Origin of the sequence: Nocardiopsis sp. NPDC058631 (genome assembly GCF_042716955.1) — a bacterium.
GTDB lineage: Bacteria > Actinomycetota > Actinomycetes > Streptosporangiales > Streptosporangiaceae > Nocardiopsis.
The window spans coordinates 1-24562 of record NZ_JBHXQY010000047.1 but is presented as its reverse complement, the minus strand read 5'-3'; the positions used below and the strand labels follow the sequence as shown (position 1 = coordinate 24562).

21 protein-coding genes are annotated in these 24562 nt (G+C 73.3%); 4 read left to right on the top strand and 17 right to left on the bottom strand.

All coding sequences use genetic code 11. The annotated features are described in order from the left end of the window. Positions 1–86: 86 nt before the first annotated feature. From asnB to ACFWTE_RS16880, 11 genes are all read right to left on the bottom strand, one after another. Positions 87–1856 (bottom strand): asparagine synthase (glutamine-hydrolyzing), encoded by a 1770-nt coding sequence (gene asnB, locus ACFWTE_RS16930; protein WP_378780378.1) that lies wholly within the window; start codon positions 1854–1856, stop codon positions 87–89. Between the two features lie 243 nt (positions 1857–2099). After that, positions 2100–3170: a nucleoside-diphosphate kinase gene (locus ACFWTE_RS16925; RefSeq protein ID WP_378780377.1), complete on the bottom strand. Its 1071-nt coding sequence runs from the start codon at positions 3168–3170 to the stop codon at positions 2100–2102. Beyond that, positions 3167–3973: a hypothetical protein gene (locus tag ACFWTE_RS16920; RefSeq protein ID WP_378780376.1), complete on the bottom strand. Its 807-nt coding sequence runs from the start codon at positions 3971–3973 to the stop codon at positions 3167–3169. Before ACFWTE_RS16920 ends, ACFWTE_RS16925 begins: the two co-directional genes overlap by 4 nt. Positions 3974–4033: 60 nt before the next feature. Then, a complete protein-coding gene (locus tag ACFWTE_RS16915) occupies positions 4034–4495 on the bottom strand; it encodes an NUDIX domain-containing protein (RefSeq protein WP_378780375.1) in 462 nt (153 codons plus the stop codon). Then, positions 4492–5019 carry a flavin reductase family protein gene (locus ACFWTE_RS16910; protein ID WP_378780374.1) on the bottom strand — a complete coding sequence of 176 codons (528 nt, stop codon included), beginning with the start codon at positions 5017–5019 and terminating at the stop codon, positions 4492–4494. Before ACFWTE_RS16910 ends, ACFWTE_RS16915 begins: the two co-directional genes overlap by 4 nt. Before the next feature lie 71 nt (positions 5020–5090). Beyond that, complete coding sequence (locus ACFWTE_RS16905) at positions 5091–6113, bottom strand: SDR family oxidoreductase (protein WP_378780373.1); 1023 nt, start codon at positions 6111–6113, stop codon at positions 5091–5093. Positions 6114–6142: 29 nt separating this feature from the next. Then, positions 6143–7375 (bottom strand): beta-ketoacyl-[acyl-carrier-protein] synthase family protein, encoded by a 1233-nt coding sequence (locus ACFWTE_RS16900; RefSeq protein ID WP_378780372.1) that lies wholly within the window; start codon positions 7373–7375, stop codon positions 6143–6145. Continuing rightward, the gene (locus tag ACFWTE_RS16895) at positions 7372–7623 is read right to left on the bottom strand and encodes an acyl carrier protein (protein WP_378780371.1); all 252 of its coding nucleotides are present in this window, start codon (positions 7621–7623) and stop codon (positions 7372–7374) included. The genes ACFWTE_RS16900 and ACFWTE_RS16895 overlap by 4 nt, the downstream gene beginning before the upstream one ends. A gap of 22 nt (positions 7624–7645) precedes the next feature. Further along, entirely contained in the window at positions 7646–8896 is a 1251-nt protein-coding gene (locus ACFWTE_RS16890; protein ID WP_378780370.1) for an acyl-CoA dehydrogenase family protein, read from the bottom strand. Continuing rightward, positions 8893–10173, bottom strand: a complete 1281-nt coding sequence (locus ACFWTE_RS16885; protein WP_378780369.1) for an aspartate aminotransferase family protein — start codon at positions 10171–10173, stop codon at positions 8893–8895. The genes ACFWTE_RS16890 and ACFWTE_RS16885 overlap by 4 nt, the downstream gene beginning before the upstream one ends. Then, positions 10170–10622 carry a type II toxin-antitoxin system RatA family toxin gene (locus ACFWTE_RS16880; RefSeq protein ID WP_378780368.1) on the bottom strand — a complete coding sequence of 151 codons (453 nt, stop codon included), beginning with the start codon at positions 10620–10622 and terminating at the stop codon, positions 10170–10172. The genes ACFWTE_RS16885 and ACFWTE_RS16880 overlap by 4 nt, the downstream gene beginning before the upstream one ends. Positions 10623–11095: 473 nt before the next feature. On the opposite strand from ACFWTE_RS16880, the gene ACFWTE_RS16875 reads away from it, so the two are divergent. Genes ACFWTE_RS16875 through ACFWTE_RS16865 form a run of 3 tightly spaced genes read left to right on the top strand, consistent with a single transcriptional unit; the run spans position 11096 to position 14033 of the window. Continuing rightward, a complete protein-coding gene (locus tag ACFWTE_RS16875; RefSeq protein WP_378780367.1) occupies positions 11096–12091 on the top strand; it encodes a hypothetical protein in 996 nt (331 codons plus the stop codon). After that, on the top strand, positions 12088–12588 hold the full coding sequence (locus ACFWTE_RS16870; protein ID WP_378780366.1) for a hypothetical protein: 501 nt from the start codon (positions 12088–12090) through the stop codon (positions 12586–12588). Before ACFWTE_RS16875 ends, ACFWTE_RS16870 begins: the two co-directional genes overlap by 4 nt. After that, a complete protein-coding gene (locus ACFWTE_RS16865) occupies positions 12585–14033 on the top strand; it encodes an MFS transporter (RefSeq protein ID WP_378780365.1) in 1449 nt (482 codons plus the stop codon). The genes ACFWTE_RS16870 and ACFWTE_RS16865 overlap by 4 nt, the downstream gene beginning before the upstream one ends. A 13-nt stretch (positions 14034–14046) precedes the next feature. On the opposite strand, the gene ACFWTE_RS16860 is transcribed toward ACFWTE_RS16865, so the two are convergent. Together ACFWTE_RS16860 and ACFWTE_RS16855 are read right to left on the bottom strand one after the other, a co-directional pair. After that, entirely contained in the window at positions 14047–14277 is a 231-nt protein-coding gene (locus tag ACFWTE_RS16860) for a hypothetical protein (protein ID WP_378780364.1), read from the bottom strand. After that, on the bottom strand, positions 14274–15041 hold the full coding sequence (locus tag ACFWTE_RS16855; RefSeq protein ID WP_378780363.1) for a TetR/AcrR family transcriptional regulator: 768 nt from the start codon (positions 15039–15041) through the stop codon (positions 14274–14276). Before ACFWTE_RS16855 ends, ACFWTE_RS16860 begins: the two co-directional genes overlap by 4 nt. 142 nt (positions 15042–15183) lie before the next feature. Here ACFWTE_RS16855 and ACFWTE_RS16850 point away from each other — a divergent pair, with 142 nt between their 5' ends. Beyond that, on the top strand, positions 15184–15975 hold the full coding sequence (locus ACFWTE_RS16850) for a siderophore-interacting protein (RefSeq protein WP_378780361.1): 792 nt from the start codon (positions 15184–15186) through the stop codon (positions 15973–15975). A gap of 1 nt (position 15976) precedes the next feature. Here the strand turns inward: ACFWTE_RS16850 and ACFWTE_RS16845 are convergent, their stop codons facing one another. The 4 genes from ACFWTE_RS16845 to ACFWTE_RS16830 form a co-directional block, all read right to left on the bottom strand. Continuing rightward, a complete protein-coding gene (locus ACFWTE_RS16845; protein WP_378780360.1) occupies positions 15977–18046 on the bottom strand; it encodes a BTAD domain-containing putative transcriptional regulator in 2070 nt (689 codons plus the stop codon). A 657-nt stretch (positions 18047–18703) separates the two neighbouring features. Continuing rightward, positions 18704–19861 (bottom strand): acyl-CoA dehydrogenase family protein, encoded by a 1158-nt coding sequence (locus ACFWTE_RS16840; protein WP_378780358.1) that lies wholly within the window; start codon positions 19859–19861, stop codon positions 18704–18706. After that, positions 19858–20637 (bottom strand): thioesterase II family protein, encoded by a 780-nt coding sequence (locus ACFWTE_RS16835; RefSeq protein ID WP_378780357.1) that lies wholly within the window; start codon positions 20635–20637, stop codon positions 19858–19860. The genes ACFWTE_RS16840 and ACFWTE_RS16835 overlap by 4 nt, the downstream gene beginning before the upstream one ends. Before the next feature lie 40 nt (positions 20638–20677). Continuing rightward, on the bottom strand, positions 20678–24484 hold the full coding sequence (locus ACFWTE_RS16830; RefSeq protein ID WP_378780356.1) for a thioester reductase domain-containing protein: 3807 nt from the start codon (positions 24482–24484) through the stop codon (positions 20678–20680). Between the last annotated feature and the right edge of the window lie 78 nt (positions 24485–24562).

The window sequence follows — 24562 nt, the reverse complement described above, 5'->3', positions numbered from 1 at the left end:
GTCTCGTCGCCGTCCTGGTCGGCGTGGCCCTCGCACTGGTCGCCGTGCTCGCCTGAGATCCGTGGGAGCGCCCCGGGCCGCCGGGGTCAGACCCGGGCTCGGGGGGCGCCGTTGCGCTGCCACCACAGGGAGAGCATGAGCGCGTGGAACCGCGACCGGTCGAACCGGGACACCGGGGCATCGGCCCGGCGTCCCAGCAGCGCGGCCAACCGCGGGACCCCGTCGCCCTGCAGGGAGCTCAGGTGGCCGTCGCACCAGTCCGACAGGCCCGAGCCCAGCCATTCGGGGACCGGGGAGCCGAATCCCAGCTTGTCCACCTGGCCCCAGATCTCCTCCGGCACGCCGATGTCGCGGGCGAAGTCCCGGAGCAGGAGCTTGGTGTAGGTGCCCCTGCGCTTGAGTCCGACCGGCAGCCAGAAGCAGAACTCCGCCCACTCGTGCGCCAGGTAGGGGGAACGGCGCTCGATCCCCAGGGACGAGGCGAGTTTGTCCGAGCTGAGCAGGAGCGGCGGGAAGGTGATCCCCATGTCCACGAGGGTGACCGCCTGTCCCAGGTCCCGGGAGCGGGTGAAGGACCGGTGCACCAGGCTCCGGGTCGCCGAGTCGGTGTCCGGCCCGCGCAGGGTCAACCGGTAGTACCGGTCCGCGGCCCCCGACCGCCGCATCGCCGACCGCTGGAACTTCTCCCGCAGCGGCCGGTACGAACCCAGCCCCGGGTCGCCGACGGCCTCCGGCCCGTCCAGGGCCAGCAGGTGGCGCACGTACCCCAGGAGCAGTTCGTCGGGTCCGATACCGCCGTGTACCACGCGGATGCCGCGCCGGGCCGCCTCCTCGTACAGCATCAGCTCGGAGAAGAGGCTGGCGTTGCCCATGGGGTAGTCGAGGCTCTCCACGATCCGCGGGGCCCGGTCGCGGAACTGCTCCTCGGTCGGCTCGACGCACACCAGTTCGGCGCCGATCGCCGCGGCGACCTTCTCGGCCAGCGGGTGCTCGTCGTAGCGGGAGGTCCCCCGGTAGCGGACGTTGAGCAGCACCGACGGGCGCAGGAGGAAGGCCAGGACGGCGGAGTCGAGGCCGCCGCTGAGCATGAGCGCCGAGTCTGGCCCGGCGCGCCGCCGTTCGACGCCCCCGCGCAGCAGCGTGTCGAACTCGGAGCGGACGGCGCCGATCCCCTCGGGCGCCTCCCGGGGCTCCGCGTCGATACTCCACCACGTGCGGACCCGCCGCCGCCAGGTGCGCAGGTCCAGGGTCAGCAGTTCCCCGGCCTCCAGCAGTTCCACGCCCTCGTAGGGGGTCCTGTTCCCCAGGGGCGTCTCCACCGCCGCCCACTCCGGCACGAACCGGACCGGCAGGTCCGCGACCGCGGCCAGGGCCTTGACCTCGGAGGCGAACAGCAGTCGGGACCGGTCCGCGAGGTAGTACAGCGGTTTCTCCCCGAACCGGTCGCGGGCCAGGAACAGCACCTGGCGGACGGGATCGTGCACGGCCAGGGCGAACATGCCGTCGAAGTGCTCCAGGCACTCCTCGCCGAAGCGGACGTAGGCGCGCAGGACCAGGTGCGCGTCCGACTCGCCGGGGCGCAGCGCCATGCCCCACCGGGCCGCCAGCTCGCGGTGGTTGTAGATCTCCCCGTTGAACACCAGGAGCGTGCCGGTGCGCTCGTCGCGGTAGGGGCCGGGCGGCACCGCCGGGTCCATGATCGCCAGGAGGTTCATGGCCAGGCCGACCCGCCCGCAGTCCGCCAGCGCGGTGCCGAACCCGTCCGGGCCGCGGTGCGCCTGGCGGTGCGCCATCGTCTCCAGCACGTCGGAACCGACCCTGCCCCCAGGCAGCGCGAGTCCGGCTATTCCACACATGAGACCAGCCTTTCCTGAGGGGGCCGCGGTGTCCTGCGGCCCCGCGGCGGGGTGGGTCCAGGGCGTGTTCCGTGGATGCTTTCGGTTGATTCGGCGCTTGCGCCGATCGCCGCGAGCGGCCTCCAAGCAATCTCTCGCAAGACGAGTAGCGCAGGTCAGCCCGGGTTTGGCTGTCCAAGCGTGGTCGGCGCAGCGAGAGGCAGCCTGGCGGTTGCGAGCCCGGAATGATCCGCGGAACACGGCCTAGGACCGCTCCTGGTGGTAGTACAGGCCGGTGTCCAGGGCCAGCTGCTCCCAGGGGTCCGTCGTCAGGCCCCGCCGGGCGCACTCGGCCAGGATCTGGGCGGACAGCTCGAAGCCGTAGTCGGCCGGTTCGGCGAGACGGCGCATCAGGTCGGAGGCCCCCTCCCCCTGCGGCAGCCCGTCGAGCAGGCGCCCCTCCTCGGCGTTCAGCGCGCAGAACCGGTGCCAGCGGCTGACGATGCCCGCGTCCTGCTCCGCGATCTGCCGGTACCTCGCGTAGGTCCCCGCGGTGGCGCTCCGGACGGCCGCGCCGGGCTCGCCGGCCCTGATCCTGCTCTTGACCCTGATCATCACGGAGGCCAGGTCGAGGCTGCGCCGCCCCGGCTGGGTCAGGAACAGCTGCTCCCGCACGTCGGCCCCAGGCAGCGGGCCGCCGCCCGGCTTGCCCGAGGCGATCGCGTCGGCCCGGCGCAGTGCCCGCCGGAGCTGTTCGGGCGTGCCGAAGATCAGGAACTCCCGGGCCGTGGAGATCGGGTCGTCCGCGGCGTGCAGCAGGTTCAGGGCGGTGTTGGACCCGCGGGCCTCCCAGCGCAGCTCACCGGGAGAGCCCGAGAACGGGTCCGACGCCCCCTTCAGCCGTTTGACCTGCTGGTGCGCCGTGAGTCCGCCGACCGGCGGGATGCGGTACATCAGCGCCAGGCTGGGACCCATCCCGTACAGGCGCCCGTTGAGCCACCACACGCCGATCTGGTTCTGCTCGTTGCGCACGGTGAGGTTGTACTTGTACAGGTCCTCGAAGTGGCGCGGTCCGCACGAGAGCGCGGCGTGCGCGTGCAGCAGCTGCCAGCCCGCCGCCTCCATGGCGGCGAGGACCTCCTCGTGCCGCCCGGACTCGATGGCGTCGGGCTTGAGCATCAGGAACACGCACTCCCGGAGCCGCATGGCCCGCGACTCGGACAGGTGTGCGCGCACGTCGGCCCACACGGCGTCGCCGTCGCCCAGCCGCGCCAGGTAGCTGTCCTCCACAAGCCCTTCGGGGCAGGCTCCGACCCGCTCGTCGGTCAGCGTCATCTCTTCCGGTTCCCTTCCGCGATGTCGAACAGGATGCTCTGGCACTGGGCGACCGCCCGTTCCACCCACGGCCCGGGGGCGGACATGTCCAGGTCGGCCAGGGTCAGCCAGCGCCAGCAGGACCGCGGGTCCAGTGGCAGCTCCTCCGCGGGCAGCGACCCGGCGAGCGCCAGGTACTTGCGATACCTCCACTTGGCGCCCGGGATCAGCTCCCCGTGGTCGGCCAGGAAGGCGTCGACGGCGTGGCCCAGGGCCGCGGCGGCCGCCTGGACCGACGAGTGGAGGTCGCCCGCGGCCAGCAGGCCCAGGGCGTCGTCCAACCCCTCGTCGCAGTGGTCGACGGCCAGTTGCAGGGCCACCCGCTCCAGGCCCGCGTCCCGCATCCGGGCCCGGTGGTGTTCGGCCCGGTCGGCGCCGAACAGCGCGATCCCGTTGTGCAGCCGCAGGGCCCGGCTCAGTTCGTAGGACCCGATGACCGACAGGGGCTCCGCGCCCCGCTCGACCGCCGCCACGGCCCGCTCGACCGACGCGGCCAGGCGGTCCACGAACGCGGGCGGGTAGTACTCGACCTCCCAGCGCCTTCCGTCCACGTAGCGGAGCCTGCGTTCGGCGCCGGTTCCGTCGGGGTTTCCCGGCCCGGGGCCCCCGACGACCACGTCGACGTCGCTGTGCGTGTGCTCCCAGCCGCGTGCGTAGGAGCCGCTCAGCAACGCGTACCGCGCGTCGGTCCCGGCGATCTCGCGGCACAGGGCCAGGTCGGCGCGGGACAACAGGTGCGTGGCGTCGGTGCCGCTCGTGGTCATGGCCGTCCAGTCGGGTAGGGGCGCGGTGCCGGGTGTGCGGGGCGGCCCCGCGGGAGGGGGTCACGCATGGTCGGCCAGGTAGCGTTCCAGGGCCCGCCGGATGAAGGGGGGCATGGTCAGGCGGGCCAGGTCGCCGGGGGCGAACCAGCGCAGCTCGACGCCCTCGCCGAGCGGGAGGGTGGCGGCGTCCCCCTCCCAGGTGGCGAGGAAGACGGTGAGCAGCTGGCCGGAGCCGTGGACGTCGGTGACGTCGAACAGGGCGGTGGGGTCGTCGACCTCCAGCCCCGCCTCCTCCCGGAGTTCGCGCACGATCGCCGTGCGCGGGTCCTCGCCCGGGTCGCAGCCGCCGCCGAGCACCGACCAGTGCCCGGGCCAGGCGATGTGCTCGATGTCGTCGCGCAGGTGGAGCAGGAGTTCACCGCGGGGGTTGACGATGACGGCGACCGCGCCGCGGGCCGGCCCCCCGTCGCGCGGCGCGACCGGGCGGGCTCCGCCGCCCGGGGGCGGCGCCGCCCCTGTCACCCCCACGGCGTGTCCCGGTAGGTCCGCGCGTGGTAGACGAGGGGTCCGGGGCCGCCGAGCCGCTCGCCCCCGAGGTAGCGGCCGACGATCACGGTGTGGTCCCCCGCCTCCACCTCCTGTTCGGTCTCGCACTCGCCCCAGGCGATCACGTCGTCCTCCAGGAGGGGGAGCCCGGAGCCGGTGTACCGCCAGGGCGTCCCGGCGAACTTGTCCCCGTCGGCGGAGGCGAAGCGGGCACAGACCCCCGCGGCGCCGTCACCGCCCATGACGTGGACGAGGAACCGCCGCCGCTCGCGCAACCAGGGCAGGGTGCGGCTGCGCTCGCCGATGCTGACCAGCAGGAGCGGCGGCCGCGCGGACACGCTGCACAGCGCCGTCGTGGTCAGACCCACGGGCCTGCCGTGTTCGGCGGTCGTCGTCACGATCGCCACCCCGGTGGGGAAGGCCGCCATCACCGAGAAGAGCCCCGCGGCCCCGGTCCGCACACCGGCCGTGTCGGCGGCCGGCCCGTTCGTCCTGGGCACGTCCCCTCCTTGCTGTTCCGGGTCGCCCTCTCCCGGGATGTGCGGGGCCCGGGGTCCGGTGCGTGTGGTCCTCATGCCATGACACCCCAGGGCTGGGGGATCCGCGAGGCCAGGCGCGGCCGGCTGTCGGCCCACCAGCGCACCGACCGGGCGAGCGCCGTGGCGGGATCCTCGGCCCGCCTGGTGGGGACGAAGGGACGGTCGAGGCTGGTGTAGCTCTCGAACATGCCCAGGAGGCGGACCACCTGCAGCTGCACGGGTGAGAGGTGCTCCTCCGCCAGGGGCAGGAAGAAGCGGTGCCAGCGCTCGGGGGCGATGAACGGCGGGGGCGCGATGGGGGCGATGCCCCTCTCGGCACGCCACTCGTTCAGCGTCGCGCACACGGTGTCCAGGAGCTCGCCCAGCCGCAGGCACCGGTCCCCGCCCGCGATGACCTGTGTGCACGGCGACGAGGGCGGTCGCCCTGTCACCGTCTCGGTGACCACCTCGGCCACCTGGTCGACCGGGGCGAGCTCGGCGTAGCCGTCGGGGGAACCGACCACCGCGGCGGCCAGCCCCGACACCAGGCACTGGACCAGCGTGTAGGGGCCGGTGAAGCGGCCGATGGACCCGTCCGCGCGGCTCCCGATGATCAGGGGCGGGCGCACGATCGTGAGCGGCCCCCCGTGGCGCCGCCGCACCAGGTCCTCGCACTCGGCCTTGGACCACTCGTATCCGTTCCGGTAGCGCCCGAACCCGGAAGGGGCGGCGTGGTCCTGGGCGTCGGTCCCGTCCGCGTAGGCGGTGGACAGGTGGATCAGGTGCGTCCGGTCGTCCACGAGGTCCAGCACGGCCTCGGCCGGGGCGACGTTGGCCGCGAGCGCCTCCTCGCGGGTCATGGTCCACCGGGTCGAGGCGGCCGTGTGCACGACGGCGTCCCAGTGCCCGCGCAGCCGCTCCGGCGGGGGCTGTTGACCCATCGGCCAGGCGACCTCGTCGGGGTGGGCGGGTCTTCGGGTGGCCCGGACCAGTTCGATGTCGTCCCCGAACCGGGAGAGCGCCCGCACGACCTCCTGACCGACCACACCCGTGGTCCCGGTGACCAGGACACGCATGGCTCCTCCTTCCTTGCGGTGCGCCCGGCTCAGCACGGCGCGAGCACCAGGGTGGCGTTGTGTCCGCCGAACCCGAACGAGTTCGACACGACCGGTGCCCGGTCGATCTTCTCGGGCCCCCCGGAGACGATCCACAACCCGTCGGTGTCGGCGTCCGCCTTGGTGAAGTTCGCGACCGGGGGGACCAGGCCCCGGTCCGCGCAGGCGAGCGCGACCGCGGCCTCCACGGCGCCGGCGGCGCCGAGGGAGTGCCCGAGCACTCCCTTGGAGGAGGTCACGGGCGGGCCCGACGTTCCGAAGCAGCGGGTGATCGCGTTGGCCTCCGCGCGGTCGTTGTGGACGGTGGAGGTGCCGTGCGCGTTGATGTGCCCCACCTCGTCGGGCGCCAGGCCGGCGTCGGCCAGCGCCGCGCGCATGCAGTCGGCCGCGACCGAGCCGTCCTCGCGCGGGGCGACCATGTGGAAGGCGTCGGAGTTGGTGCCGTAGCCGAGCAGCTCCCCGAGGATCGTGGCGCCCCGGGCACGCGCGTGCTCCCAGCGCTCCAGCACCAGGAACGCCGCGCCCTCGCCCATCACGAACCCGTCGCGGTCGGCGTCGAAGGGCCGGCACGCCTGCCCGGGATCGTCGTTGCGCCGCGACAGGGCGCCCAGCCGGGCGAAGGAGGACATGATCACGGGGGAGACCGTGGCCTCGGCCCCGCCCGCGACGACCGCGTCCAGCCTGCCGGAGCGGACCATCAGCGCGGCCTCGCCCATCGCGTTGGCGCCGCTCGCGCAGGCGGTCGTGTAGGTCAGGGCCGGACCGCGCGCCTGCAGGGTGAGCCCGATCCGCGCGGCCAGGCTGCTGGGCATGATGCGTGGCACGGTGAAGGCGGGGACCTCGCGGGGGCGGTCGCCGTGGGTGCCCATCACGTGCTCGGCCGCGGTGAGGCCTCCCGCGGACATGCCGACCGCGACGCCGAGCCGCTCGCTCTCCACCGCCCCGGCCAGGCCGGCCGCCCGCGCCGCGTCCAGCGCGGCGCACGTGCCCAGGACCGCCGCGCGATCCATCTTGGACAGGTCCCGGCGGCGGAGGTACCGCTCGGTGTCGAATTCCGGAACGCGGCTGGCGAAGGTCACCGCCAGGTCCTGGGCGGCGAACTCGTCGACCCGCGCGGCGGTGGGCCGGGCCCCGAGCACGGCGTCCGCCAACTCGTCGGGGCCGAGCCCGGCGGGGGTCTTGACCCCGACGCCCGTCACCGCGACCCTGCCGCGCGCTGTCACGACACCTCCCGCAGGTGCTTGCCAATGAGGTCGACGGCGTCGCCCACGTTCTCCATACCCATCAGGTCCTCCGCGTCCAGACGGGTGCCCAGGGCCGCCTCCAGGCGGGTGCCGATCTCCATCAGCTCCAGGCTGTCGACCTCGTGGTCGACGCGCAGATCGGTCTCGCGGGTGATCTCGTCGACCGTGACGCCGATGACCTGTGCGACGCACCCGCGGACGACCTCCGCCAGTTCTTCCGGTTCCATTGCTGTCCTTTCTCGTTCGCCGTCAGCGGCCGGTCGTGCCGGACGCGCCGCCCGCCAGCCCGGGCGCCGACTCGTCCAGGTCCAGGCCGGCCGGGAGCCCCAGGGCGCGCCGGGCCAGGTACTGCCGGGTCGCCACCGGTGTCGGCGGGTGGAAGCGGATCGCCTGCGCGTCCCGCCACAGCCGCTCCAACGGCCCGGAGCGGGAGTAGGCGGCCCCGCCGCAGACCTCGGCCAGCGCGCCGACCGCCTCGGGGACCACCCGCAGCGCCCGCTGCTTGACGGCGAGCGCCGTGTCGACCAACCGCTCGGGTGCGGCGCCCTGCTCCATGCGGCGCGCCGTGTCGGCGCACGCGGCCTCCAGGGTGAGCAGGGCGGCGACGTGCTCGCCGACGACCGCCTGGTAACTGGGCAGCCCGGCACGCGGGCTGTCCAGGTGCGCGATGCGCGAACGGCCGAGCAGGTCGCCGGCGTGGCGCAGGGCGGCCTGGGACAGGCCCAGGTAGCAGGCCGTGGAGGTGAGCGCGAACCAGATGGTCCCGGCCGCGAAGACGTCGTCGTCCCCCGAGCCCGCGGGTGCCCGGTGGAACACGAGCTCGTCGGGGATGAAGCAGTCCTCCAGGACCAGGGTGTTCGAGCCCGAGCCGCGCATGCCCATCGCGTCCCAGTCCCGGACCACGCGCATCCCGGGCGCCGTGGTCGGCAACAGCACGACCAGGACCTCCTGGGGGTCGCCCGGTTCCGCCTCGGCCTGGAGTTGGAGGCAGACCAGGTCCGCCTCCGCGGCCAGGGAGCACGGGCGCTTGGTGCCCGAGACCCGCCAGCCGCCCTCCACCTCCTGCGCGCGCAGGAGCGAGCGTGTGGTCGAACCCCCCAGGTTCGGTTCGGCGAACGCCGAGGCGAGCAGCCGGTTCTGTGTGGCGATGGCCTCCATCAGCAGCCAGGAGGTGTCCGTGCGCCGCCGCCAGTGCTCGACCATCAGCCCGACCGAGAACAGGTGCATGTTGAGCGCCACGGCCAGCGCCGGGTCGGCGGCCCCCAGCGCCCTCTGCATGGCGCAGCACCGCACCAGGCCCGCCCCGCCGCCGCGGAACTTCTCCGGGACCGGCTGTCCCGGCCAGTCCAGGGAGCGCAGCAGGTCCAGGCTCTCGCGTGCGGGCGCGCCCGCGCGGTCGGCCTCCTGCGCGCGCTCGGCGATCGCGGTGAGCGCGTGTTCGGGCAGTTCCCGCTCCACATCCGGCCACAACCCGTCGAAGGGGTCCCCCAGCGCGGTCATCGCACCGCCTCCCGGGGCCGTACGCCCTCCAGGGCGGACCTGGCCTCGCCCAGGGAGGCGGCCAGCACCTCCAGGGCGGAGCGCACGTCCTCCTGCGTGGCGACCAGCGGCGGCAGCAGCCGCAGCGTCTGCGGCCGGCTCAGGCAGGGGGAGACCAGGAGTCCGTGCCGGGCCAGGGCCACGATCACCTCTCCGGCGTGCTCGGGGCTCGCGAAGTCCAGGCCCCAGATGAGTCCGCGTCCGCGAACCTCGGTCAGCACGTCGGGGAAGTCCGCGCGCAGGCCGGCGAGTCCGCGCCCGATCCGTTCGGCGACCAGGGCCCCGTTGTCGGCGTTGTCCTCGACGGCGCGCAGGGCGGCCGGCACGGCGGCCATGGCCAGCGGCTGTCCGCCGAAGGTGGAGGTGTGCAGGAACGGGTCGTCCAAGAGCGGCCGGTAGAGCCGGTCCGTGCAGACCGCGGCGGCGACCGGCATCACGCCGCCGCCCAGGGCCTTGCCCAGCAGGACCGCGTCGACATCCAGCCCGGCCGCCAGGGCCGCCGAGCGCGCCCCGGTACGGCGGAGCCCGACCTGGATCTCGTCGGAGACGGTGAAGGCTCCCGCGGCGCGGGCGTCCTCGCACCAGGCGGCCAGGACCTCCTGGCGCAGGGGGACGACCCCGTGCTCTCCCTGCACCGGCTCGAACACGACCGCGGCCAGGTCGCCCTCGCGCGCGAGGCGGCCCACCGCGGCCGGGTCGGCCGGGTCGACGTGCACGACCCCGCCGAGCAGCCCCTCCAGCCCGGCCCGGAACCGCGCCTGGTGGGTGAGCGCCAGCGCTCCGAGGGTCTTGCCGTGGTAGGCGCCCTCCACCGCGGCCACCGTCCGCCTGCCGGTGACCAGGCGGGCGAGCTTGACCGCCGCCTCGACCACCTCGGCACCGCCGGTGCCGAAGTACACCCGGTCCAGCGGGGAGCCGAGGTAGCCGGCCAGTTCCTCGGCCGCCGCGGCGGTGAGCGGGTTGCCCAGGGAGCGGGTGGCGACGGGCATCTCGTCCAGCTGCCGGCGCACGGCGTCGACGACGGCGGGGTGCCGGTGCCCGAGCAGTGTGACGGCGTAGGAACCGAAGTCGAGCACCTCCCGGCCGTCGGAGAGCCGGACCCGGCACCCGCGGCCCCCGACCTCGACCGCCCCCTGGCCCGCGAACTTGCCCGCCAGTGCCAGGGAGGGCGACATGTGCCTGCGCAGTCGCCGGTAGGTGGTGGCGGCCAGCTCGGACCGCTCCGTGCCCGGCGTCACCGCGCGGCCTGCGAGGCGTCGCGGGCGCGTGTGCCGAGGCGCCGCAGGATGGCCTGCGAGTTGTCCTCCAGGGCCCGTGCCGCCACCGGGTTGAGCATGTCGCTCATCATCGGGATACCGATGTCGAACTCGACGTGCAGTTGCGCGTTCGTCCCCTCGGGAACGGCCGTGACCTGCCAGTACCCGGTGAAGTAGGCCAGGTCCCCCTCGGTCTGGTGGAAGTCGATCCGCTTGCGGGAGGAGTCGATGGTCTCCGCTTCCTCCCATTCGAGCTCGGAGCCCTTGAGGAGCACGGACCAGCGGCTGACCCGCTGGTCCCCCTCCCAGGAGACCACCTCGATCTCCCGTACCTCGTCCATGTAACTGGCGTAGGACTCGCTGTCGAGGAGGGCCTCCCACACCTCTTCGGGGCTCGCCCCGGACGTGTGGCTGGTCGTGACGGTCGGCATCTTCGGGGCGCCTCTCCTGTAGCTCCACTGGTCCGGAAAACCGGATCGGGCGTTCCTTTCAGGGAAATGCGGGGACTATATGCATTCCCCGCCGGAATCGCTCCGGCGATACCGTCCCCCACCCTGGAAACCCATGATGCATCACCCCGCCTTCCTGCCGCCCACCACAAGTCAACCAGGTGGTAATCCAGCAGTAAGACCAGGGTAATTTGACGTACACAGTTCGCGAACATCCGGTGTCATCTTTCACAGACGCCCTGTTCACAGCGCTGACGATCTGTCATTCAAGGACTACCGGAACACACGCCCGACCCCGTTTCCGGTATGGGAAAATCGCCATGCCTGCTGTTACTCTTTCGCACGATGATATTTGTCGGATCCCTGCCGATCCACAGAAAACACGCAGACCGACACTCCTTTCATGGGTCCGCGGTTCGACATCAGTACACGAACTCCGGACAGGAAGGCAGAACGTGTCCACCGAACGCGAAGAGGAGGGGGCAGTGGTGCCACCGAGCCTGAGTGAGGCCCTGGAGAAGGTCGGGGTCACACCGGAGCAGTTGACGGAGACGGGGGGAACCGTCCTGACCTCGGGGCCGGCCTACCTCGTCGGCTCCCTCGCCCACGGCCTGGGCAACGGGGGCAGCGACATCGACGTCCACGTGTTCACGGAGGAGACCCGGCGGCCCACTCCCCCGTTCCTGTTCTTCCTCGGCCGCACCCCGGTCGATGTGGAGTACTACCCGTCCGCCCACGTGGCCGACGTCACCGGCGGGCTCTCCCCCGACTCCGTGCCCACCGCCGTGGGGCCCATGGCCTGCGGTGTGCCGCCCGCCTCCCGTGATCTGCGTTCCCTGACCCGCTGGTGTACGGCCCTTCCCCTCCGGGAGGGGTCGCCGGCCCTGCTCGGCGACCAGCAGCGGTCCCTGGTGGCCGCCCATCGCAGGCGCACGGTGCTGGACTCACTGCTGGAGCGTTGGATGGCGGCCGAACTGCTGGCCGCGGCGGGCCACGACTCCCCCCACGCCTGGCGCGGTTGCGGCAGGGCACTCCTGCAGCTGGCCGCCGGGACCGGGGACCGCCTGGCCATCGGCGGCAAGTGGCTCGTGGCCAGTGTCCGCCGGTCAGGGGTCGCCCCCTCCCTCGTCTCGGCGGCCGTCCGCGTCCGCGGCGGTCCCGGGATCGCCGGGCTCCTCGCCGAGCTGGGCCTGCCCGACCTGGACCCGTGGCCGCTGTGCCGGTTCGTCCCGCACCCCCGCAGCGGGGAGGTCAGGATCGGCCGCGAGAAGTACACCCTGTCCGCCCACGGGACGCTCCACCGAGGGGCGCCCGACGTGCCCGCGGACGTTCCCGACGCCCGCGGGGTCGACACCGCGGCGGCGGTCGAGGGCATCAGGGCCGGGCTGTGGGGGTTCGAGATCGACCGCGGGGCCGTCACGGCCGCGCTGGAGGGGCGGGGTGGGCGATGAGGCACGACGAGTGGGCCGAGGACGCGCACTGGATGGCGGCCCGGGTGGCCCCGGCGGCCTGGGTGTTCGTCGACGAGGTGCAGGCCGCGGTGGGGGACGCCGAGGCCGCGCTCGCCGACGGCGACTGGGGGACCTGTCTGGAGTCCGCCGCGGAGGCCTACACCGCGATCGTCTACTGCAGGCTGATCCTCACCGGCCACCGCTCGCCCTGCGCGGGCCACGAGGTGGCGGTGTGGGCCGCGCTGTCCGACTTCCCCGAGAGCCGGGCCCTGCGGCAGCTCGTGACGGGCTTCGAGGCGGACCGCGGGACGGCCGAGCGCAGCTGCGCCGACGTGCGCCGCGCCGCGGAGGCGTTCGAGGCCGAACTGCCGTTGCGGATACCCGTCATCCGCACCGCCCAGGGGTTCTTCCCGAGCATCCGCGTGGGCGCCGACATCGAGAAGCTGCGCGAACGGCTCGGTCTGGCCCCGATCGACTGGATGGAGTGGCGCCTGTGAGCCGCTCCGGCGGGCACGGGGGCGCGGAGGGGGACCTGGAGCGCCAGGGCCCCGGCGGCGGCGCGCCGGCGCTGCGCCCGCACCTGCTGACCACGGCCCTGGTCCTCACCGTCGTGGTGGCCTCGTTCGAGACCACCGCCACCGCCACGCTGATGCCGGCCGCGCTGGACGAACTGGGCGGAAGGCACGTCTACGCCCTCGTGTTCGGCGTGTTCACCCTGGCCCAGCTCGCCGCCCTGGCCGTCGGCGGATGGCTGTGCCCCACGTACGGTCCCGCGCGCACCTTCGTCCTGTCCGCGGTCCTGCACGGGGGCGGCCTGCTCGTCTGCGCCACCGCCCTCACCCCGTGGTGGCTCCTGGCGGGCCGCCTGTTCCAGGGCGCGGGAGCGGGGCTGGCGCTGATATCGGTGTACGTCCTGGTCGGAGCCTGTTATGCGGAGGAGCGGCGGGGGCGGGTCCTGGGCCTGGTCTCCATGGGCTGGGCGGCACCGGGGCTGCTGGGGCCGCCGATGGCCGGGCTGGTCACCGACGCGGCGAGCTGGCGGGCGGTCCTGGCCCCGGTGCCGTTCGTGGAGGCCGCGATGCTGTTGGCGGTGTGGCCGGCCCTGGCCGCCGTCCACGCGCGGGGGCTGGGCCGTGGGACGGCCGCACCGCTGCGCGGCCGCCTCGCTCCGATCGCGCTGTTGAGCACGGGCGTGCTCACCGCCATGACCGCGCCCGGCCTGGCTCCGGCGGTCGCGCTCCCCCTCCTGGCGGTGTCGGTGGCGCTCGTCGTGCTGGGCGCCCGCCCCCTGTTCCCTCCGGGGGCTCTGCGCCTGGCCCGGGGCCTGCCGTCGGCGGTCCTGTTGCGAGGGCTGGTCGGGGGGCCGTGGATGGGACTGCTGTTCGTCGTCCCGCTCGCCCTGGCCGAGGGGCGGGGCTACTCCCTGTCCGCCTCCGGCGCGGTGCTCTCCTGCGGAGTCGTCGGGTTCACGGTCGGCGGCGTGGTGCACAGCCTGGCGTGGGCGGCGCGGGTGGACCGTGCCCGGATGGTCCTGGCAGGCCTGGTGCTCCAGGCCTGCGGGATGGGGCTGGTCGCCGCCGGCCTCGGGCCCGCGGCGTCGGCCGCCGCCTACGTGGGCTGGGGGTTGACCGGTCTGGGGGCGAGCCTGGCGGTCACCGCCCTCAACGCGAGCGTGCTCGCCCTGTCCGGGGACGCCGAGCGGGGCGGGGCCACGTCCGCCATGGCCGTCGGCGACTCGACGGCCACGGCGGTGGTCGCCGGTCTGGCCGGTGCCGCCGTCGCCGTGTCGGGAACGACCGGCCCGGCAGCGGTCACGGCGGCGCAGGCGGTCCTGCTCGGCACCGCCGCCGTGCTGCTGCTCCTGGTGCCGGCCGTGCACCGCCTGCGCCCCGGCGCCCCGGCGCGCGGGGATCGCGGCGCGTCGCCGCGGACCCGCGGGTGAGCGCGGACCCGGCCTACTCCGGCCGGGTCCCCCGGTCCCCGCAGCGCCGCCGGCCTTCGTGTGCGTGCGCGCGTGCGGCCCCGGCGCGGCCCCGGTCGAGGGCCTCCGACGTCCCGTCCGCGCCCGCCCTGCGGACCGCCAGTGCCCGTGCGACTCCCCACCAGGCCAGCCCCACCAGCGGGGCGGCGGCGACGGCGACCCACCAGAGGGACCCGGTGGACCTGCGGTCCTGTGCTCTGCTCACGACTGTGTCTCCTCTGGGAACGGGGTGGTGCCCGGCGTGCGCCCCGCGGGGGGTTCGTACTCCAGCCCCAGCGTCGAGCAGAGGTCGGCCAGGCAGTTCTCGAAGATCGGTGTGACATCGGAGTAGGCGAAGTCCAGCTGTCTGAACACCTCCATGCACAACAGCCCGTAGAGGCGTATCCAGCAGCCCAGGAAGACGTGGGCGGCGCCGGGCGGGAGCCTGCCGTCGAGGAGGCCGGAGTAGCGGATCATCTGGTCGCGCAGGGAGTCGGGCAGGTCCTCCGTCGCCGGGACCCCGAAGGGCTTCGTCTCCCACAGGCGCACGACCTCGTCGAGGAAGACCTGCTCGAAGTCGAGTCCGGCCAGGAGCCGGGGCGACCGCGCCTCGGGCTGGTCCGGCCCCGGGATCGGGCTGGCGAACATCCAGTCGAACTCGGCCGGGTGGGCGGTCACCCACCCGCGCATGGCCCGGCACATGCCCAGCAGCCGCCGGGAGGAGTCCTCCTCGGAGTGGGCGTGGCGCGCCCTCTCCATCACCTCGCCCAGCTCCTGGTAGAAGTCGGCGGTCACCGCCCCGACCAGTTCCTCGTGGCTCGCGTAGTAGCGGTACAGCGCCGGCCCGCTCATCCCCATCTCCCGCGCCACGGCGTTGATCGTGACGGCCGCGGAGCCCTGGCGGACCAGTAGCTGGTGGGCGACCGAGCGGATCTCCACCAGGGTGGCTTCGCGTACCCGCTCGCGCCTGCTCATCGCCGGTGCCGCCATCTCTACCTCCACCAGAACCGTGTGACTGATACTAGAGACCCTATCTCACGCTAGAACCACTAACTAAAATGATAAGGTCTAGCGTATGATGCGACGGGACGGCGGTCGAACGCACCGCCCCCTGTGTGATTGGAGTTCTCCGATGGAGAGGAACCTCACGTCCTCGCCCCGCCGTTCCTCCCGCAACCCCCTGGTCCGCCACTTCTCGCAGTTCAACGACGAGGGGACCGTGACCGAGACGGAACTGGTCACGCCCTCCCTGCAACGCGTGCGCGTGGAGTCCCCGGCCCTGGCCGAACGGCCCTACACACCCGGGCAGCACGTCAGGATCGAGATCAACGACCCGCTGTCGCTGTACGGCATCCTGCGTCCGTCCCAGACACTGCGGACCTACACGATCTGGGACCACTCCGCACAGGAGGGCTACTTCGAGATCCGCGTGCACCTGTACGAGGGTGACGGGATCGGGTTGAACTGGGCCCGCACCGTACGGCCGGGGGACAAGGTCGTCTTCTGGGGGCCCATGGGCGACTTCGTCGTCGCCGACCCGCCCTCCTACCTCCTCTTCGTCGGCGAGGAGACGGCGTCGGCGGCCTTCGGCCCCATGATCCGGGCGCTGCCGCCCGGGGTGGACACGCACGTGGTCTCGCAGAGCGAGTCGCCCGAGCACGACGTCCCCCTCCCCCACCCCGCCGCGGGCACCATCCGCGTCCACCGGACCCACCGCGACGGCTCCTCCCCCGCGGCCTCCGCCGACCTGGTCTCCGCGGTGGCCGGGGCCCCGCTGCCCGACCGTCCTGGCCGCGCCTACGTCGCCGGCGAGGCCCGGACCTGCCAGATGGTCCGCGACCACCTCGTGCGGATGAGGGGGTGGGAGCGCACCGACATCCGCACCAAGCCCTTCTGGGTCCCCGGCAAGCAGGGGCTGCACTGAGTCACGCCCCGAAGGAGGGCACGGTCAGCGGAGGTCGGGGAAGACCCGCCCCGGCACCACGGGCCGTGTCGATGGTGAGGGTGGTGAAGCGGTTGGCCCCTCCTCCCCACCCGGGCCTGTCGCGCAGCAGCTTCGCGTGGGCCACAGCGATCACGAGCAGGGGGACGCTGGAGGGGCCCTCCCCCAGTTCCTCGACGAACTCCAGAAGGGGGTCGGCGGCGTGGTGCAGGTCGTCGAAGACGGTGACCAGGGGGCGGTCGTGCGCCGCGCCCAGGAGGAAGTAGCGGAGCATCCCCCAGGGCTCCTGTGTGCTCGCCCGCGTGGCCCCGGGCGCTCCCTCCTGCCCCGGCTGGGCCGAGAACGTGCGGACGAGGCGCTCGATGTCCATGGTCCCCGTCGGGGCCGCGGAGCAGGACGTACCGCATCCGGGCAGCGCCCCCAGGCACGCGGCGGGGAGGGAGCCCGCCGGGTCCGACCGGCTCGCCGCGAAGGCCCTCCCCATGAGGATCCGGGCGTCCCAGGCCTGCTGTGCGAAGCAGTGTTCGAACTCCGCGAGGAGGCGATCGCGATCGTCCTCCGACTCCCACAGGAGAGTCACCAGATGGGGCGTACGGTACTGCCGGACCCAGTCCAGCAACCCGCTCAGGAACAGCAGTTCGGGCTGGTGCCCCCCGGCGCCCACCGGGGTCCCCTCCCCGGCGCCGCGCGCGGCCCGCGCCCGGCGCACGGACCAGCAACCGGTGCGGCCGTCCCCGCCGGGGGCGTAGTCCACCTCGGCCCGCGTGGCCTCCCGGGTCCTGTCGCACACCCGGATCCGCCCGGTGGAGGCGGCGCCGAGCATCTCCTGGCACCGCGCCGCCAGCGCGTCGACGCCGTCCCCGCTCCCGGCCGTGGCCACGGCCGCGCTCAGGTGCACACCGGCCGGCGCCCCTCCTTCGACGACCGCGACCGCCGCACGGACGGCCCGCACCGCGTGGTCCGCGGGGCCTGCGCCCGCGGCGCCGTCGAACACCACCAGCCAGGAGCCCTCTCCGTGCTCCGCCACCCTGCCCGCGAAACGCCGCACGCCCGCGTGCATCCGCTCGGCCACCAGCCCGCGTACCCGCTCCGAGTACGCCGCCCGGCCCCCTTCCCGCACAGGGTCGGCTCGCACCAGCAGGACGCTGGAGGCGGGTTCGGCCCGGCGGGTGGGATCCGGTTCCGCGGGGCGGGTCGGCCCGGGGCCGGCGGCGGCTGTCCGGTTCCGTGCCCGGACGGGCTCCTCTCCCCGGCCCCACCCGGATCCGCCGCTGAGGGCCGGGGCCGGTGCGCGCCGCTCCTGCGGGGCGGGGAGCTGCAGCGAGGGGTCCTGCTTGAGGATCGCCCGTTGGAGCTCCTGCAGGCCGCGCCCCGGTTCCAGGCCCAGTTCCTCGACCAGGGCCTGGCGGACCCGGCCGTAGACGTTGAGCGCCTCGGCCTGGCGTCCGCACCGGTAGAGCACGGTCATCAGCTGCCCGGAGAAGCCCTCCCTCAGCGGTTCCTCCTCCACCTGGGCCTCCAGCCGACCCAGCACGGCACGGTGCCGGCCGCAGTCGAGTTCGGCCTGGAAGTAGTCCTCCAGGGCGTCCAGGCGCGATTTCTGCGCGGTGGCCAGCTCGGGCCAGGAGAGCCCCACCTCGACGAGGTCGGACAGGACCGGCCCGCGCCACAGGTCCAGCGCCTGCTTGAGGATGCCGGCCGCCCGCTCGGGGGAGCCCGAGACCAGCTCCGCCCGGCCCTCGGCGAACTTCTGCTGGAAGACGTGCAGGTCGACGTCGTCGACGTCGACGCGCAGCATGTAACCGGGCGTCTGTGTCACCAGGGCGACGGACCCGGTGTGCAGCCCGTGCGAGGACAGTTCCCCCCGCAGGCCCCACACGGCGTTCTGGAGGATCTTGCGCGCGGTCACGGGGGCGGCGCCCGTCGGCCACAGGGCCTCGACCAACCGGCTCGTGGCGACGACGCGGTTGGCGTTCAGCAGAAGGAATCCGAGGGTCGCCCGTTGCTTGATCCCGCCCAGAGCGACCCGCCCCTCCCGGCCTGTCAACTCCAAGGGACCAAGTACCTGAAATCGCAAAACAACTCCTCATCAATGGGTGCCGGTAATTCGCCTCAGCCGATACTTCCCATCTCGGAACTCCTCCGACCCCCTGCCGTCGACACCGAATCCGAAAGATCACGCACACCTTCCGCGCGAACGGGTCGACCGGCACACCGATCCACAGAAAGTTGAATATCAAACTATCGGCGCACCGGACAGAGAAGACATGTGAGGGCACATCGGTCAAAACACCCCCAGGCGAGATCGCCGCACCCCATCCCCAGGCGACTGACCAGCGGTGACGCACGAACACGAACGCGCTGCCCCACCCCCGTCCAGATCATGTCGAACCCGCGCTCACGGGTCACACCGTTAGGGACCATCACCCAAGTTTATAGACCTTTCGTCGCCTTATGCGCAAGCACGACATCGATGCCACCAGGCGCCCCGATACGCCCGTCCAGGACCAATCCCACTTCAACGCCAGCCACACCAGCCACGCGAGAGCAAGACGAAAGCCCCTGACCTGCGACTCCACCAGAACAAGACGCGAATAAAGCATCACATAAAGCAATCAGTCAATCACGAGAAGAAACAAAAGGACCGTACGCCTATATTTGCGCACGGTCCGGATCCGGCCACCAGCCGGCCGAAATTTGAGAGAACCACTCAGGCCCTGCGCCCCCCGGGCACGACATATCGCTTGTACACGAGTTCCCGCAACACGTCGTCCCCACCCTCGACAATCGAGATATAACGCATATCACGCATGAGTTTTCCGATGGGCGACTCGTGTGTGTAGCCCAGGCCGCCGAACATCTGCGAACCGCTGTCGGCCACCTGCCACCCCGTCTGGCCGCAGAACATCTTGGCGGTCACCGCCTGCTTGACCGTGCCCTGGCGGGCCAGGCGCGCCGCCGCGTCGGGGGACTCCCTGATCTCGTCGAACTCGCGTGCCGCGGCCCGGCAGTGGCTGCGCATCACGTCGATCTGCATCTCCATCTGCCCGAGCTTCGCGGCGAACACGGGGTTGGCGGCCAGCGGGGCGCCCCTGAGCGTCTTGTCACGGGCGTACTCCAGGCACAGGTCCCGGATCCGGCGGGAGATCCCGAGGGCCGTGGTCGCGATCAGGATCCGGCTCGCGTTGAGCCCGATCTCCAGCAGGCGCAGCCCCGGGCCGGCCAGCGCGTTGCCCACGGGGACCCGGCACTCCCGCAGGCTCACCTGGTAGGTCCCCGAGGAGCGCAGGCCGATCATGTCCCAGCGCTTGACGACATGGACCCCGGGCGTGTCACGGGGCACCACGATCGCCCCGTAGGAGTGGGGATCGGTGGACGAGCGGGCGATGACGACCAGGAAGTCCGCGAACCCGGCGTTGGTGGAGAAGTACTTCTCCCCGGTGAGGACCAGTTCGTCCCCGGCCCGCGTCACCGTCGTCCCGATGTTGGCCAGCTCGCTGCCGGCGGCCATCTCGCTGCCCAGCGTCGCGCAGAACGAGCCCCGCTCCCCCATCGGTGCGAGGTAGCGCTCCCTGAGCTCGTCGGAGCCGTACAACTCGACCATCGTGGTGCCGAGGATCGAGATGAAGAGGGTGAAGGCGGCCCCCGCGTCGCCGTAGGACAGCTCGCTGGTGATGTCGACGCCGTCCGCGAGCGAGAGCCCCAGTCCGCCGTACTCCTTGGGCAGCCACCAGTTGGCCGCCCCCGTCCGGGCGAACTCCCCGTACACCGGCAGGGGCGCGGGCTCCAGGGAGTCCAGGAGTTCCTGCCGGGGCACCAGGTGCCGTGCGGCGAACTCGCGTACGTTCGCCAGGACCTCGCCGCTCATACGGCGCTCCCCCTCCGGTCGGCGCGGGCGGGAAGCAGCGCGTCCAGGTCCGCGACGACCAGTTCGGCCACCTCCTCCAGCGCGTGGTCGAGGAAGAAGTGGCCTCCGGCGAAGACCTCCATCCGGGCCGGCAGGGCGCTGTGCCCGCTCCATGAGCGGACCAGGTCCACCGGCGCCACCGGGTCGGCGTTGCCGACCAGCATCGTCATGGGCACCTTCACGGGTTCCCCGGGCGCCCACGCGTAGGTGCGCAGCGCGCGGTAGTCGGACCGCAGGGCGGGCATGACCATCGCGCGCAGGTCGGGGTCGTCGAACACCGCCTCGGCCGTGCCGCCGAGTTCGCGCACGTGCGCGACCAGTTCCTCCTCGTCCGCGTGCCGGTCGGCCGCGGTCGGCCCGAGCCCCGGGGCGGCGCGCCCGGAGACGAACAGCCGCACGGGCGGGGGAGCCCCCCGACGCACCAGGTGGCGCACGGTCTCGTAGGCGACCAGCGCCCCCATGCTGTGCCCGAAGAAGGCGTAGGGGCGGTCGGGCTCCTGCGCGGTCAGGGCACGGGCGACCATCCCGGCCAACTCGACGATGTCGCCCACACCGGGTTCGGACCGCCGGTCCTGCCTGCCGGGGTACTGCACTCCCGCCACCTCGACGCCGGAGGCGGTGAGGCGGCGGGCGAGCGGGACGTAGTAGCTGGACGCGCCCCCCGCGTGCGGGAAGCAGATCAGGCGGACGCCGCCGTCCACGGGCGGCGCGAGCCTGCGAAACCAGGTTCTCTCCATGTCCGTCCTTTCCTATGCGGTGTGTGTGGGGCCCGCGGCTTCAGGCCCCCGGCTCCGGGACCGGCGGGAAGTAGCCGGTTCCGACGAAGAAGTCCACGTACTTGTCGATGAGGTCCGCGGTCGGTTCCGGGCACCGGATACCGGCCCCCGACAGCACCTCGTCGGTCTCGGAGGTGTCGAAGCCCGGGAAGCGGACGGTGGAGTCCACCGCCATCAGCTCGAAGGAGTCCAGCAGCGGGTTCATCGCGTTGCCCCGGTCCGCACGGACACGCTCCCTCCACGTTCCGCGGTCCAGTTCCTCCAGCCGGTACCCGCGCTCGCCCAGGCGGTGGACGAGTTCCGCGAAACCCACACCGGCCCGGTTGTACAGGTGGAAGTCGCGTCCTCGGGACCGGGGGTCGCGGGACAGGTGCACGATGGCGGCGCCGGCGTAGTCCACGGGGGTCAGGTGGACCTCGCCGGTGAGCGAGCGCGGCACGCACCCCGCCTGGAGGAGTCCGCGCAGGCTCAGCCAGACGAAGTCCCGGGTCTGGCAGGCCCCGTTCACCTGGTCGCCGGAGATCACGTCGACGCGGTAGACGGTGACCGGGACCCCCCGTTCCCTGGCGAGGCCGATGACCTGCTCGGCGACCCACTTGCTCTGGACGTAGCCGGTGGGCAGCGCCTCCCCCGGTCCGGTGCGGTCGGTGGTCCTGACCGAGGGGAGGTCCCGGCCCACCGCCTCCGTGGCGGGCTCGGGTGAGAACACACCGGTGGTGGAGACGTGGTGGACGGGGACGGTGCGGTGGCGGGTGGCGAGCCGCAGGACCTCCCTGACCCCGCCGACGTTGACCGCACGCAGTTCGCCGTAGGGAAGGAGCCAGTTGACCGCGGCCCCGGCGTGGTAGACGGCGTCCACGGTGGCGGACAGCGCGTCGAAGCGCTCCTCGCCCAGGCCCAGGAGCGGGGCGGCGAGGTCTCCGGGGACGACCTGCAACCGGTCGGGGTCCACCTCGTCCCAGACGCGGTACCACCGCAGGTTCTCGCGCAGGCGCTCGGAGGCGGCGGCCTCGTCGGCGCCCCGCACCAGGCAGTGGATCCGGGCCCGGGTGGTCCGCATGAGGTCGCGGAGCAGGAAGGCGCCCAGGAACCCGGTGGCGCCGGTCAGCAGGACCTCCCGCGGCTCCCCGTCCACGGGGACGGCCCCGCCCCGCGGCCGGATGTCGTCGGGCAGGTGTATCTCGGCGGCGAAGTCGACCGCCGCGCGCGTGGGTCCGTCCGCGCGGGAGGAGGTCTCCACCAGCCGGGTGCGCAGGTAGGCGGCCAGGTCGCCCGGCGTGGGGTGGTCGAAGACGACGGTGGGCGCCAGCCGCAGCCCGGCGGCCGACTCCAGGCGGTTGCGCAGCTCGACGGAGGTCAGGGAGTCGAAGCCCAGCTCGGGGAAGGGCGACGAGGAGGCCAACGCGCCGGGGTCGGTGTGGCCGAGGACCTCGGCCACCTCGGTCCGGACGGCGTCGAGGACGATCCGGAGCTGTTCGTGCTCCGCCCTTCCCTGGAGGAGCGCGGCCAGGCGCCTGCGCCCGGACTCGGCGTTGCGCGCCGCGTGGCGGACGGTCCGCCGTGCCAGGCCGGTCAGGACGAGCGGGATCCGGTCGGGGTGCTCGCGCAGCACCGACAGGTCCATCGGTGCGGCCACCAGAGCGGGTTCCCCCAGCGCGAGCGCCGCGTCGAGCATGGCCGTGCCGTCCTCGGAGCGCACGGGGCGAAAGCCCGCGCGTGCGATGCGGTTGAGGTCGATCTCCCCCAGGTGCCCGGTCATTCCCGTCTCCTGTTTCCACAGGCCCCAGGCCAGCGAGGTCGCGGCCAGGCCCCGGTCGGCCCGGTGCCGGGCCAGGGAGTCCAGGAAGGCGTTGGCGGCGGCGTAGTTGGCCTGGCCGGGCCCTCCGATCACCCCGGCGATCGACGAGAACAGCACGAACGCCGTCAGGTCGGCGCCCAGCGTGAGCTCGTGCAGGTTCCAGGCCGCGTCCACCTTCGGACGCAGGACGCGGTCGACCTGTTCCGGGGTCAGGCCGGTCAGGACGCCGTCGTCGAGGACGCCGGCGGTGTGCACCACTCCGGTGAGCGGGTGGTCCCCCGAAATCTGGGCGAGTGCCTTGGCCAGGGAGTCCCGGTCGGCGACGTCGCAGGCGGCGATGTCCACCGTCCCGCCCATGCCCTCCAGTTCCGCGCGCAGGGCTGCGGCTTCCGGGGCCTGTTCGCCACGCCTGCTGAGCAGCAGCAGGTGCCCCACTCCGTGCTCGGCGACCAGGTGGCGTGCGACGAGTGCGCCCAGGGCGCCGGTTCCGCCGGTGACCAGGACGGTCCCACGGGTGTCCCAGGTGGCGGGCACGGGCGCGCGGCCCGTGTCCGGGGGGACCTGTCCGACCCGGGGCACCCGGGCCGTGCCCGAGCGGAGCAGGATCTGGGGTTCTCCGGAGGCCACCGCCGCGGGCAGGGCCTCGGCCGAGGCGGGGCCGCCGTCCGTGTCGACCAGGACGAACCGCTCGGGTGCCTCGGACTGGGCTGAGCGCAGCAGGCCCCAGACCGCGGCGGCGCCGGGGTCGGTCACGGTGTCGCCCACGGCTCCGCTGGTCACCACGACCAGTCGTGCGTCGGCGAGCGCGTCCTCGGCGAGCCAGGACCGCAGGACGTCGAGGGTGCCGTGGACCAGGGCCCGCACACGGTCGGCCGTCCCGATGCCGTCGACCGGGGGGACCGGCAGCAGGACCAGGTCCGGCACGGTGTCCCCGGCGGCGATCTGGGCGACGTCGGCGAAGGGTTCGGCGTCCGGCAGGCCGGCCATGGTCCCCGGCGTCGCGGAGGGAGCGGGCAGCAGCGCCCAGCGCGGTGTGCGCACGTGTGAGGGGAGGGGCCGGTGGGACCAGCCGAGGGAGAAGAGCGCGTCGTGACCGCGCGGGTTCCCGGGGCCCGGGCGGTCGGCGGCGGGCAGGAGGGGAGGCAGGGAGTCCACCACGGCCACGGGTCCGCCCGCCCTGTCGTGGAGCACCGCGGACAGGCCCTTGTCCGTCCGGGTCAGGCGCGCCCGCACCGCGACCGCTCCGGAGGCGGTGAACCGGACCCCCGTCCACTCCTGGGCGGACCAGGTGTCGTCGCCGGTGGCGGTGCCGGCCTCGGCTGCCGTCCGGCGCACCGCTTCGAGCAGCACCGGGTGCAGGACGTACGAGGAGGCGTCCTCGTGCAGGCCGGCGGGGAGTTCGGCCTCGACCAGGAGGGCCTCTCCGTCGGTCCAGGTACGGGTCCGGGGAGCGGAGCCGTCCTCCTCGTCCTCCTCGGGGGCGGCGGGGCCGACGGGGACCGCCCCGGGGGGAGGCCACTGCGCCAGGTCGGGGACCGGTTCGGGAGCCGCGGCGCCCACGGTTCCGCGTGCGGTGAGGGTCCAGTCGGCCGAGTCGCGGGACTCGGGCCGCGAGTGCACCGTCACCGGGCGGGAACCCTCCTCGTCGGCCTCACCCACCCGCACCTGCACCAGCACACCGCCCTGCTCGGGCAGCACCAACGGCGCCACCACGGAGAGCTCCTCCACAACCGTGGCCCCGAACTCGTCCCCCGCCCGCACCACCGACTCCACCAGAACCGCACCCGGCACCACCACACGCCCCGCCACCCGGTGCTCGGCCAACCACGGATGCGTACGCACCGACAACCGACCGGTGAACAACACCTCACCGCCGCCGGCCACCTCCACCCCAGCGCCCAACAGCGGATGACCCGTCGCACTCAGACCCAACGAAGCAGTGTCGGCCTGCCGGTGGCGCTCCCCCAACCAGAACCGCCGACGCTCGAACGCGTACGACGGCAACCCCACCCGCACACCACCCACAAACAACCCCGACCAATCCACCCCCACACCACGAACAAACACCTCACCCAACGACAACAAAAA

What these genes read in the sequence shown, in the direction of transcription:
- asnB (WP_378780378.1), bottom strand. Translation starts at nt 1,856, where the DNA reads ATGTGTGGAATAGCCGGACTCGCGCTGCCTGGGGGCAGGGTCGGTTCC.
- ACFWTE_RS16925 (WP_378780377.1), bottom strand. Translation starts at nt 3,170, where the DNA reads ATGACGCTGACCGACGAGCGGGTCGGAGCCTGCCCCGAAGGGCTTGTG.
- ACFWTE_RS16920 (WP_378780376.1), bottom strand. Translation starts at nt 3,973, where the DNA reads ATGACCACGAGCGGCACCGACGCCACGCACCTGTTGTCCCGCGCCGAC.
- ACFWTE_RS16905 (WP_378780373.1), bottom strand. Translation starts at nt 6,113, where the DNA reads ATGCGTGTCCTGGTCACCGGGACCACGGGTGTGGTCGGTCAGGAGGTC.
- ACFWTE_RS16895 (WP_378780371.1), bottom strand. Translation starts at nt 7,623, where the DNA reads ATGGAACCGGAAGAACTGGCGGAGGTCGTCCGCGGGTGCGTCGCACAG.
- ACFWTE_RS16890 (WP_378780370.1), bottom strand. Translation starts at nt 8,896, where the DNA reads ATGACCGCGCTGGGGGACCCCTTCGACGGGTTGTGGCCGGATGTGGAG.
- ACFWTE_RS16880 (WP_378780368.1), bottom strand. Translation starts at nt 10,622, where the DNA reads ATGCCGACCGTCACGACCAGCCACACGTCCGGGGCGAGCCCCGAAGAG.
- ACFWTE_RS16870 (WP_378780366.1), top strand. Translation starts at nt 12,088, where the DNA reads ATGAGGCACGACGAGTGGGCCGAGGACGCGCACTGGATGGCGGCCCGG.
- ACFWTE_RS16855 (WP_378780363.1), bottom strand. Translation starts at nt 15,041, where the DNA reads ATGGCGGCACCGGCGATGAGCAGGCGCGAGCGGGTACGCGAAGCCACC.
- ACFWTE_RS16850 (WP_378780361.1), top strand. Translation starts at nt 15,184, where the DNA reads ATGGAGAGGAACCTCACGTCCTCGCCCCGCCGTTCCTCCCGCAACCCC.
- ACFWTE_RS16840 (WP_378780358.1), bottom strand. Translation starts at nt 19,861, where the DNA reads ATGAGCGGCGAGGTCCTGGCGAACGTACGCGAGTTCGCCGCACGGCAC.
- ACFWTE_RS16835 (WP_378780357.1), bottom strand. Translation starts at nt 20,637, where the DNA reads ATGGAGAGAACCTGGTTTCGCAGGCTCGCGCCGCCCGTGGACGGCGGC.